Below are 9,931 nucleotides of genomic sequence, written 5' to 3' on the forward strand. Positions count from 1 at the left end.
AGTCCGCAAGGTTGGCCTCGGGGAACATCGGTACAGCGGTTGGCGCTGAGAACGATCATGGTCGATTAGCACGCCGGTCGGGGGCTCCGCTGGGGTTCGCGGAAAGATCGGCGGGAGGGTTCCCGGGCTGGCTACGGTCCGCTCGTGCCGGTGGAGTTTCTGACTGATGAGCAGGCCGAGGCGTACGGGAAGTTCGCCGAGGAGCCGACCCGCCCCGAGCTGGAGCGGTTCTTCTTCCTGGACGACGTCGACCGCGATCTGATCGCGCTGCGACGCTCCACGCACCACCAGCTCGGCTTCGCGCTCCAGATGTGCACGGTGCGCTACATCGGCCGGTTCCTCCCGGACGACCCGCTGGATGCGCCGTGGCCGGTCATCGAGCACCTGGCCGGGCAGCTCGGTATCGAGGACCCGTCGGTGGTGAAGCGGTACACCGAGCGACCGAAGACGGCGTACGAGCACGCGTGGGAGATCCGGGACGCCTACGAGTACCACGAGTACGACGACCCGGAGTGGTCGCGGCGGTTCCGTACGTTCCTGCACGGGCGGGCGTGGACGCACGCCGAGGGCCCGAAGGCCCTGTTCGACCACGCGGTGGGCTGGCTGCGCCGTAACCGGGTGCTGCTGCCGGGCGTCTCGGTGCTGGCCCGGCAGGTATCGGAGGTCCGGAAGGTCGCGGAAAAGCGGCTGCACGCCACGGTCGCGGGCGCCGCACGCCGCGCCGCCCCGGCGCTGCCCGGGGACCTGGTGGCGACGCTGAAGACGCCGGAGGGCTCCCGGTTCTCGGAGCTGGAGCGGCTGCGCCGGCCGCCGACGCGGACGACAGGGACGGCGTTCGCCCGTGCGCTGGAGCGGGTGGACGAGATCGGCGCGTACCGGCCGGGGCGGCTGAAGTTGTCGCAGATCCCGCCGAACCGGATGGCCGCTTTGGCCCGGCACGCGCTGGGGTCGAAGGCGCCGCTGCTGGAGCGGGCGGCGGAGCCGAAGCGCACGGCGATGCTCACCGCGGTGATGCGGCACCTGGAGGCGAAGGCGATCGACGAGGCTCTGGACCTGTTCCAGGTCCTGATGGCCACCCGGCTGCTGAACACGGCGAAGCGGAAGACCGAGAAGGAGCGGCTGTCGACGCTGCCGCAGCTGGAGAAGGCGTCGCGGGTGCTCGCGCGGGCGGCGAAGGTGCTGTTCGAGGAGCTGGAGCTGGTCGAGGAGCAGGAGGCGGACCTGGACGTGGCCGCGCTGTGGGCGGCGCTGGAAGAGGTCGCGCCGCGCGCCGCCGTGCTGAGCGCGTCGGCCACCGTGGTGACGCTGGTGCCCGAGGACGAGAACTCGGCCGAGGTCGCCATGCGGGCCGCGCTCGCGAACCGGTACGCCACGGTGCGCCCGTTCCTGTCCCTGCTGGGCGAGTCGAAGGCGCTGGACGCGGCGAGCGCCCGGGAAACGGGTCCTGGCCGGGGTACGCGGCCTGTCGGCGCTGGCCCGGCGGAAGGTGGGGATGAAGCCGCTGTTGCCGCGCGAGGTGGACGAAAAGCTCGTGCCGCCCGCGTGGCGCAAGGCGGTGTACGCCAACCCGGATCTGCCGCAGGGCGCGGTGGACCGGGACGCGTACGTGGTGTGCGTGCTGGAGCAGCTGCACCGGGCCCTGAACAACCGCGACGTGTTCGCCGCCCCGTCGCACCGCTGGTCCAACCCGCGGGCCCGACTGCTGGACGGGCCCGACTGGGACGCGGTCGAGGAGGACGTCCTGGCGGCCCTGAGCCTGGACATGCCCGTGGAGGAGCACCTGGCGGAGCTGGTGCGCGGCCTGGACGCCGGATGGAAGCAGCTCGCCGAACGCCTGGAGGAGGCGGGGCCGGCGGCGAAGGTGTCGATCGAGGTGCAGGACGACGGGCGGGTGAAGCTGAACGTCGACAAGCTCGGCGCGCTCGGCGAACCGAAGTCCCTGACCTGGCTGCGCAAGCGGGTCGAGAAGATGCTCCCGAAGATCGACCTGCCGGACCTTTTGTTCGAGGTGAACGCCTGGACCGGCTTCCTCGACGCCTTCGTGCACCTCGGGGACGGCACCACGCGGATGAAGGACCTGTCCACCTCGGTGGTCGCGCTGCTGGTCTCGGAGGCGTGCAACATCGGCCTGGCCCCGGTGGTGAACCCCGGCTACGAGGCGCTGACCCGGGCCCGGCTCGTGCACGTCGACCAGTACTACCTGCGCGCCGACACCATCGCCGCGGCGAACGCCGCGCTGATCGCCGCCCAGGCCGAGGTGCCCATCGTGAAGTTCTGGGGTGACGGCCTGCTCGCCTCGGTGGACGGGCTGCGGTTCGTCGTCCCCGTGCGGACCGTGAGCGCGGCGCCGTCGCCGAAGTACTTCGGGTTCAAGCGCGGCATCACCTGGCTCAACGCAGTCAACGACCAGGTCGCGGGCATCGGGCAGATGGTCGTCCCTGGCACCCCGCGCGACTCCCTGCACATCCTGGACGCGCTGCTGAACCTTGACGGCGGCGTGAAGCCGGAGATGGTGGCGACCGACAACGCCTCTTACTCCGACATGGTGTTCGGCCTGTTCAAGATCCTCGGCTACAACTTCTCACCCAGGTTCCGCGACTTGGACGACCAGCGGTTCTGGCAGGCCACGATGCCCGGCGTCGAGACCGGCGCCTACGGCCCGGTGGAGGACCTGGCCCGCAACCGCGTGAACCTGAACAAGGTGATCACGCACTGGCCGGACATGCTGAAGGTCGCCGGCTCCTTGGTCACCAACCAGGTCCGCGCCTACGACCTGCTGCGCATGTTCGGCCGCGACGGCCGCCCGACCCCGCTGGGATCGGCGTTCGCCGAGTACGGGCGCATCGCCAAGACCGAGCACCTGCTGCGCGTGGTCGACCCGGTCGACGACACCTACCGCCGTCAGATGAACCGGCAGCTCACCGTGCAGGAGTCCCGCCACAAGCTGGCCCGCGACGTATGCCACGGCAAGCGCGGCACCATCCACCAGGCGTACCGGGACGGCATGGAGGACCAGCTCGGCTCGCTCGGCCTGGTCCTCAACGCCATCGTGCTCTGGACGACCCGTTACATCGACGCCGCCGTCGCCCAGCTCCAGGCCGAAGGCCACGAGATCCGCGAGGAGGACATCACCCGGCTCTCCCCGCTCAAGCATCGCAACCTGAACCTGCTCGGCCGCTACAGCTTCACCGCCTCGACCCCGGCCGCCGACGCCCTGCGCCCGCTGCGCGACCCGGACGCGCCCGAGCTGGACGAGGACGACGAAGGCGTGGACTGAACGCCCACATCGGGGTGACGCGGGCATATCAGGTGGCCGAGGTGCTCGGAAATCGCAAGCGCCGGTAGGGGGGCTGATGTCAGGCTGCCTGGTATGCCGTACATGGGTGGCAACCCGAATACGCCGGAAAGGGGCCGTGAAGCCGCGGAATTGCTGGTCGGGGGCAATGTCGGGCAGCTGGTCCGCGGTGGTTAGGCTGCTCGGGTCTTTGTCGAGTCGTGTTTCTTCCGGGTGTCAGTGACGTCGATCGACCGCACCGCGTACCCGCGGTTCGTACCTGGGGTACTTCCGAGGCTGGACCAGGTTCCCGGGTCCGCGCCGGCTCATCTGCGTGGCGTGCTGGGGCTGGCCGAGGACGTGCCGTGCGTGGTGGACGCGGACCGGACTGGCAAGCGGCACGGCGGTCCGGTCGATGATCTTGCCGGGCTCGCCGGCTCGTACTCCGAGTAGGGAGGAAGGTCGCATGGCCACCGGGATCGGTGCACGTCCGGCGCCCGCCTTGCGGCGGTACGTCGACTCGTATGTCGGTTTCGACCTCCGCGGGCTCGCGGCGGGGGTGCACTGCGGCCCGCCGAGTCGCGTTCTCACTGCGGTGATCAGCCTGTCAGACCCTTTGGAGGTGGCGGCGGGCGTTGGCGACGGGTCACCGGTCACCCGATTCGGCAGTGTGGCCGGCGGTCTGATGGGCCGGTCCGTCGCGATCCACCACGACGGACGCCAGCAAGGTGTGAAGGTGGCGCTGACACCGCTCGGGGCTCGGGCCATCTACGGCATGCCCGCCGCTGTGCTCGCCCACCGACTGGTCCCACTGGACGAGCTTCTCGGAGCGCTTGGCGTCGAACTGGCCGACCGGCTCCGAGCGGCATCGACATGGGCGGCGCGGTTCACCGTACTGGACGAGTTGCTCCTGCGAGCTGTTGGTCGTGGCGCCGGCAGCGACCATGTGCGCCGGATGCGCCCCGAGGTGGCCGAGGCCTGGCGCCGCCTCGTCGCCGCACGGGGCTGCGTCCAGGTCGGTGCAGTCGCCGCGGAACTGGGCTGGAGCCGCCGGCACCTCACCGAACGGTTCCGTGGCGAGATGGGCCTGTCGCCGAAAGTCTTCGCCCGCGTTCTCCGCTTCGAGCACGCGCACGACCTGGCGACGGCGCGGGACCGGCTCCCGTGGCCCGATGTGGCGGCCATCTCCGGCTACGCTGACCAGGCCCACCTCGTGCGGGACTGGAGCGAGTTCACGGGCCGAACGCCGACGGCCTGGCGTCACAGCGAGGTCCTCCTCGGGACCGGGTAGTCGCCGACCGACCGCCCGTCGCGTCGGCTTGTGTTCCCATTCCTTCAAGACCGCCCGGTCGCTGCGGTGTGACGATCGTCGGCATGAGACTCGTCAACGAACACAACGCCATCGACCTGCGGACCACCCCCGTGCACCTCGGACTGGGATCGACAGCGAAACCCGTCGAGGGCTTCGCCTGGGACCCGGAGGCGCTCCAGGCCTACAGCGCCGCGGTTGCGGCAGACGGCGCCGAGGGCCGGATGGTGATGATCTTCGACGGCGACGGCCCCGGCGACCATTGGGAAAGCCACCCCGCCGGCGACGAACTGGTCGTCTGCCTCAGCGGGTCGGTGACGGTCACCCGCGACCTGGACGGAGTGCCCGACCGCGTTCTGCTCGGGCCCGGCCAGGCCACCATCAACCCGGCCGGGGTGTGGCACGCGGTCGACATGACCGGGCTGACGTCCATCCTGACCATCACCGCCGGCCTCGGCACCGACCACCGTCCTCGCACCGACACCCACCCGACCGAACGCGTCGGCGTGCCGGGACCGGAAGCATCATGACGACGCGCATCGCCTGCCTCGGCGACAGCCTCACCCGCGCGCTGATCAGCGTCGACTACCTGGACGTCCTCGGACGATGCCACCCACCCGGTGATCTGCAGCTTGCCCGCTTCGGCGCCAACGGTGACTTCGCCTACAACCTCTTGCGGAGCCTCGACGCCGTCATCGCGAACCCGCCCGACGTCATCACCGTGTTGATCGGGACCAACGACGCCCGAGCGAGCCTTGCCGGCTACCGCGTCGATAAGGTCATGAAGCGCAAACAGCTCCCCGAACGCCCGTCAGCCGGCTGGTTCCAGCAGTGCCTGGGAGCCGTCGTCGAACGACTGCGAGCGGAGACCGATGCGACGATCGGTCTGCTGTCGCTCCCGGTTCTCGGCCAACAACTCGACGGAGCAGCGGCGCAGGCATCGCAGCGGTACAGTCGGATGATCGCCGAAGTCGCCACCACCAACGAGGTGACTTACCTTCCACTCCACGAACGCCAGATCGAGGAACTTCGCCAAGCGGACCCACCGCCGATTCCCTACCGGGAGGTGACCCCCGCAGCGGGCCTCGGCGTCCTCGTCCAACACGCCGTGCTTCGCCGCAACCTCGACACGATCTCGCGGCGCCGAAACCTCGTGCTCACGACCGACCACATCCACCAGAACAGCCGCGGCGCCACCCTGATCGCTGAGGTCATCGACGCCGGTCTCCTGACCCAGAACGCGTAGCTGGTTCCAAAGCCGCAGCCAGATGGATGCCAACTACCGCGCGGAGGTGGCGTGCGATTCAGACGCCGGTGCTGGCGGCGAGCACGCCAGCACCGGCGATGCGGCCCCTTCCTGGCGTATTCGGTTCCCACCCCTACATGGTCCGCAACGACTGGCAGAGCCGAGGCCCAGCCATGGCCGCCGTTGTTCACACTCACGGACAGCACAGCCTCGGGGCGAAGAACGGGCGCCGCCGCCGGCCTCTCGCGGCCGCGAGGGCGTAAGGCCGAACGGGGCGGCGGGAAAAGGGCAGGCTGGACACCCTCACCAGGGTTCAACCCTGCGACCGAGGATCGAACCCTGCCCCCTGTCGTCAAACGATGGCGGGCTCAAGCGGTCAGCGCATCACCGCTGTTCAGGAGGTCAGCGTAGACCTCTGCCGGAGTGCGGTAGCCATGGATTTTGCGGGGACGGTGGTTGAGCTCGTGGGCGATGGCGTCGAGGTCGGCCTGGCTGAACGTGCGGAGATCCGCGCCCTTGGGCAGGTACTGCCGCAGCAAGCGGTTGGTGTTCTCGTTGGTGCCTCGCTGCCAAGGGCTGCGTGGTTTGCAGAGGTAGATCGGCATGCCGGTCTCGGCCGTGATGGCCTGGTGTTCAGCCATCTCGCGGCCCCGGTCCCAGGTGAGCGTCCGTCGCACCTGGGGCGGGATGCCGAGGAGGCTTCGGGTGAGGTGCGGCGCCACCTGCTCGGCCTTGATGCCGTCCGGCAACGCGACGATGGCGGTGTAGCGGGTGGTGCGCTCGACGAGCGTGGCGACCGCCGAAGGTCGTGTGCCCATCACGAGGTCGCCCTCCCAGTGGCCGGGCACCTTGCGGTCCTCGACTTCGGCAGGGCGGGTGCTGATGGACACCATGCCGCGGATGACGCCCCGGCCGGTGGGCCGACGGGCGACCTTCGGCTGGCGCATGGGCCGCGCGGACCGCAGCCGCTGGGTGAGGCTGCGATCGATCGCCTGACGACGTCGCGGGTCGTAGAGCGAGAGGTAGATCTGCCCTTGCCGGAAATCTCATCCGCGCAGGTCACGCTGCATGCCGGTATTCGTGGAGGATACCGCCGAGGCGATCGTGCCGGCGTATGTCGAGGCGGGCTAACGTGTCCGGGTCGTGGATCGGTGGGGGTAAGGGGTGCAGCGGTCTGGCGTTCGCGATGCCTTGGTGTGGTCGGTGTTCGTTGTAGAACTGCTCGAACTCGCGTAGGGCGTGGAGGAGGTGTTGCTGGTTCCAGATCAGCGTCCGGTCCAGGAGTTCGCGGCGACAGGTCTGTATCCACCTTTCCGTGATCGAGTTCATCCTCGGCATCTGGATGCCGCTGAGGACGACGTCGATCCCTGCGTCCTTGAGTACGGCATCGAACAGTTCGGGGAACTTCCCGTCCCGGTCTCGGATCATGAACTGTGCCCGGCAGCCGAGGTCTTCGAGGTCCATGACCAGGTTCTTCGCCGCTTGGGCTACCCAGGATGCGATCGGATGCGTGGTGGCGCCCAGGATCCGGATCCGGCGACTGTCGTGTTCGATCACCACGAGCACGTACATCCGCATCCCCGACAGGGTGACTGTTTCCATGAAGTCGCAGGCCAGCAGGGCATCAGCCTGGGAGCGAAGGAAGGTGGCCCAGGTACTGGAGTTCCGCTCGGGTGCCGGATCGATGCCGGCCTCCTTCAAGATCTCCCAGACAGTGGACGCGCCCACCTTCACCCCCAGCACAAGCAGCTCGCCGTGCACGCGTCGGTACCCCCAGCTCGGGTTCTCCTTCGCCAAGCGCAGCACCAGGATGCGGATCGAGCGCACCGTGCGGGGCCGTCCCGGGCGTTTGGGTCGGCAGGAGGCGGCATGGCGGCGTTTGACGAGGTTGCGGTGCCAACGCAGTACCGTGTCGGGGCGGACGAGTAGCCGTAACTGTCGCAGGACGTGCAGTGGCAGCCGGTGCAGCAGCGCTGCCAGGAATGCCCGGTCGCTGGGCGTGAACCGGATCTTTTCCTTGCCGAGTTGGCGTTCCAGCACGGTGATCTGGTGGCGTAGGGCGAGGATCTCCGCGTCCTTGTCCCGGTCGGTCATTGGCAGCAGGCGAAGCATTGCGAACGTGTTCGTCACACCCAGGTAAGCCAGTCGCAGCAGCACGATCGATCATCATGACGCCCTGATAGCAGCTGCGCGAGAGCGCCAGTTCGAGCTACCGCGGCCAAGATTCCGGGAAACCCGAAGAACCTCCCCCCACCAGGGCGGATGAGGTTTCCGGCAAGGGCAGCGTTGAACCATGGCAGGATCGACACCGACGCCGCGCGTAACCTGCTGGTTTCCCTGCCGATGCCGCGCTTTGACGGGCGGATCGTGCTCGCCGTGGACGTCTCCCCGTGGCTGCGCTCGGACGCGGCCTGCTCGCCTGAGCGACTGCTCTGTCACGTCCACGGCCGTTCTCGGGAGGCCGCGCAGATCATCCCGGGTTGGCCGTACTCCTTCATCGCCGCGCTGACACCGGACCGTACTTCGTGGACGCAGATCCTGGACGTGGTCCGGCTCGGGCCCGCCGACGATGCCGCGGCCGTCACCGCCGACCAGCTTCGGGCTGTGGTCGAGAGGCTGATCGCGGCCGGTCAATGGCAGCCGCGAGGCCATGTCGATCGGGGTGCCGCCCGCGACGAACCTGATTGTGGGACATCCGGTCATGGCGTCGAAGATCCGGCCGATGCCGTCGGACAGCTTGCTCGCGCTGTCGCTGTACAGCTCCTCGGCGCCGTCCGTGAGGTACAGTCTCGCCGCCCCCGGGCCGTCCCGTTGAACCTCACTGTCCACCCCTCTCCGTAGCTCGCATCCGATGCGAGAAAATCGCATCGAATGCGAGGCGGCAGCGAAACCGCAGTCGTCCATCCGGACGAGTGACAGCGGCCGACTATCGGGTCTCGCCAGCCGCTACCGTCGCGCGACGCAACGTTCCGGACATCCCTGTTCAGCGAGGTGTTGTCCGCCCTCGCCGGTGCCGACACAGCAACTGTCGCCAGTTCGCATCCGATGCAATTGGCGGCGCCCGTGCCGTTTGCGCTGGGCCGACCACCGGTGTCTCATCAGGTGGCCAGTGCTGCCTGGGTGAAGCGCGCTATTCCTCGGCTGGGGTTGGGGCTTGGGGGAGACGTAGTTGGAAGCATGCTCCGAGGGTCCGGGGGGTGAGGGTGAGGGTGCCTCGGTGGCGGTGGGCCAGGTCACGGGCGATGGCGAGGCCCAGGCCGGTGCCGCCGTGGTCGCGGGAGCGGGCGTCGTCGAGCCGGACGAAGCGTTCGAAGATGCGCTCGGCGTCCTCGGTGGGCACGCCCGGTCCGTCGTCGTGCACCGTGAGGACGACCCAGGCGTCCTGGTTCCGGACGGTGATCTGGATGCGGTGTGTGGCGTGGCGGGCGGCGTTGTCGATGAGGTTGCGCAGTAGTCGTTCGTATGCGTCGGGGTTTCCGTGTGCGTGTGCGGGGGCGGTGCTGTCGCAGGTGAGGGTCAACGGTCGTTCGGTGAGGGGGTATTGCTCGGTCAGCCGGGAGGCGAGGGCTGTCAGGTCGACGGTTTCGGGGCCGGCTATGGGGGTGCGGGTGTCGAGGCGGGCGAGGAGCAGCAGGTCTTCGGCGAGGGCGTGGAGGCGGCGGGTCTGTCGTGCGGCGGTGGTGGCCGCGGCGGGCCAGTCGGTGCGTTCCGGGTAGGCGAGCGCGACTTCCAGGCTGGCGAGCAGTGTGGTGAGGGGGCTGCGCAGTTCGTGGGCGGCGTCCGCGACGAAGCGGCGTTGCTGGGCGGCGGCGTTGTCGAGGCGTTGGAGGGTGGTGTTGATGGTGGTGGCCAGGGCGGTGATCTCGTGTCCCGTGGCGGGGACGGTGACGCGTTCGCGGGGGTCGCTCGCGGTGACCGAGGCGGTGAGGACGCGGATGGCTTCGACCGGCCGCAGCGCGATGCGGACGGCGAAGTAGGCGACGGCGGCGATCAGTACGAGGCTGACGAGCCCGGCTCGCAGCAGCAGGCGGTCGGTGGCCTCGGTGATTGTTTCGGCGATGTCCTCGGCTGCGTGCGGCAGCACCACCACATAGACCCGCAG

The 9,931-nt window shown here is 69.1% G+C and carries 6 protein-coding genes and 3 pseudogenes; 6 read left to right on the forward strand and 3 right to left on the reverse strand.

All coding sequences use genetic code 11. From position 1 onward, the window contains the following. Positions 1–144: 144 nt before the first annotated feature. From CCN51_RS08265 to CCN51_RS08285, 5 genes and pseudogenes are all read left to right on the forward strand, one after another. Positions 145–3,277 (forward strand): annotated as a pseudogene (locus CCN51_RS08265) (Tn3 family transposase). 237 nt (positions 3,278–3,514) lie between these two features. Further along, positions 3,515–3,727 (forward strand): hypothetical protein, encoded by a 213-nt coding sequence (locus CCN51_RS08270; protein ID WP_014173746.1) that lies wholly within the window; start codon positions 3,515–3,517, stop codon positions 3,725–3,727. A 13-nt stretch (positions 3,728–3,740) separates the two neighbouring features. Further along, complete coding sequence (locus tag CCN51_RS08275) at positions 3,741–4,565, forward strand: AraC family transcriptional regulator (protein WP_014173747.1); 825 nt, start codon at positions 3,741–3,743, stop codon at positions 4,563–4,565. An 83-nt stretch (positions 4,566–4,648) separates the two neighbouring features. Next, complete coding sequence (locus tag CCN51_RS08280) at positions 4,649–5,113, forward strand: cupin domain-containing protein (RefSeq protein WP_043486165.1); 465 nt, start codon at positions 4,649–4,651, stop codon at positions 5,111–5,113. Further along, positions 5,110–5,829, forward strand: a complete 720-nt coding sequence (locus CCN51_RS08285) for an SGNH/GDSL hydrolase family protein (protein ID WP_014173749.1) — start codon at positions 5,110–5,112, stop codon at positions 5,827–5,829. Before CCN51_RS08280 ends, CCN51_RS08285 begins: the two co-directional genes overlap by 4 nt. A gap of 368 nt (positions 5,830–6,197) precedes the next feature. Here CCN51_RS08285 and CCN51_RS08290 read toward each other — a convergent pair. Next, positions 6,198–6,857 (reverse strand): annotated as a pseudogene (locus CCN51_RS08290) (IS30 family transposase); the annotation flags it as partial. A 31-nt stretch (positions 6,858–6,888) separates the two neighbouring features. Next, a complete protein-coding gene (locus tag CCN51_RS08295) occupies positions 6,889–7,986 on the reverse strand; it encodes an integrase core domain-containing protein (RefSeq protein ID WP_014173751.1) in 1,098 nt (365 codons plus the stop codon). Positions 7,987–8,112: 126 nt separating this feature from the next. Here CCN51_RS08295 and CCN51_RS08300 point away from each other — a divergent pair. Continuing rightward, positions 8,113–8,469 (forward strand): annotated as a pseudogene (locus CCN51_RS08300) (transposase); the annotation flags it as partial. Positions 8,470–8,959: 490 nt separating this feature from the next. On the opposite strand, the gene CCN51_RS08310 reads toward CCN51_RS08300, so the two are convergent. After that, positions 8,960–9,931, reverse strand: a 972-nt coding sequence (locus CCN51_RS08310) for a sensor histidine kinase (protein ID WP_143675748.1), incomplete at its 5' end; no start/stop codon positions are given.

The sequence above is a fragment of the Streptomyces milbemycinicus genome (assembly GCF_002154605.1).
In the GTDB taxonomy this organism is placed as follows: Bacteria; Actinomycetota; Actinomycetes; order Streptomycetales; family Streptomycetaceae; genus Streptomyces; species Streptomyces milbemycinicus.

Coding starts and splice junctions, on each gene's coding strand:
- CCN51_RS08275 (WP_014173747.1), top strand. CDS start 3,741: ATGGCCACCGGGATCGGTGCACGTCCGGCGCCCGCCTTGCGGCGGTAC.
- CCN51_RS08280 (WP_043486165.1), top strand. CDS start 4,649: ATGAGACTCGTCAACGAACACAACGCCATCGACCTGCGGACCACCCCC.
- CCN51_RS08285 (WP_014173749.1), top strand. CDS start 5,110: ATGACGACGCGCATCGCCTGCCTCGGCGACAGCCTCACCCGCGCGCTG.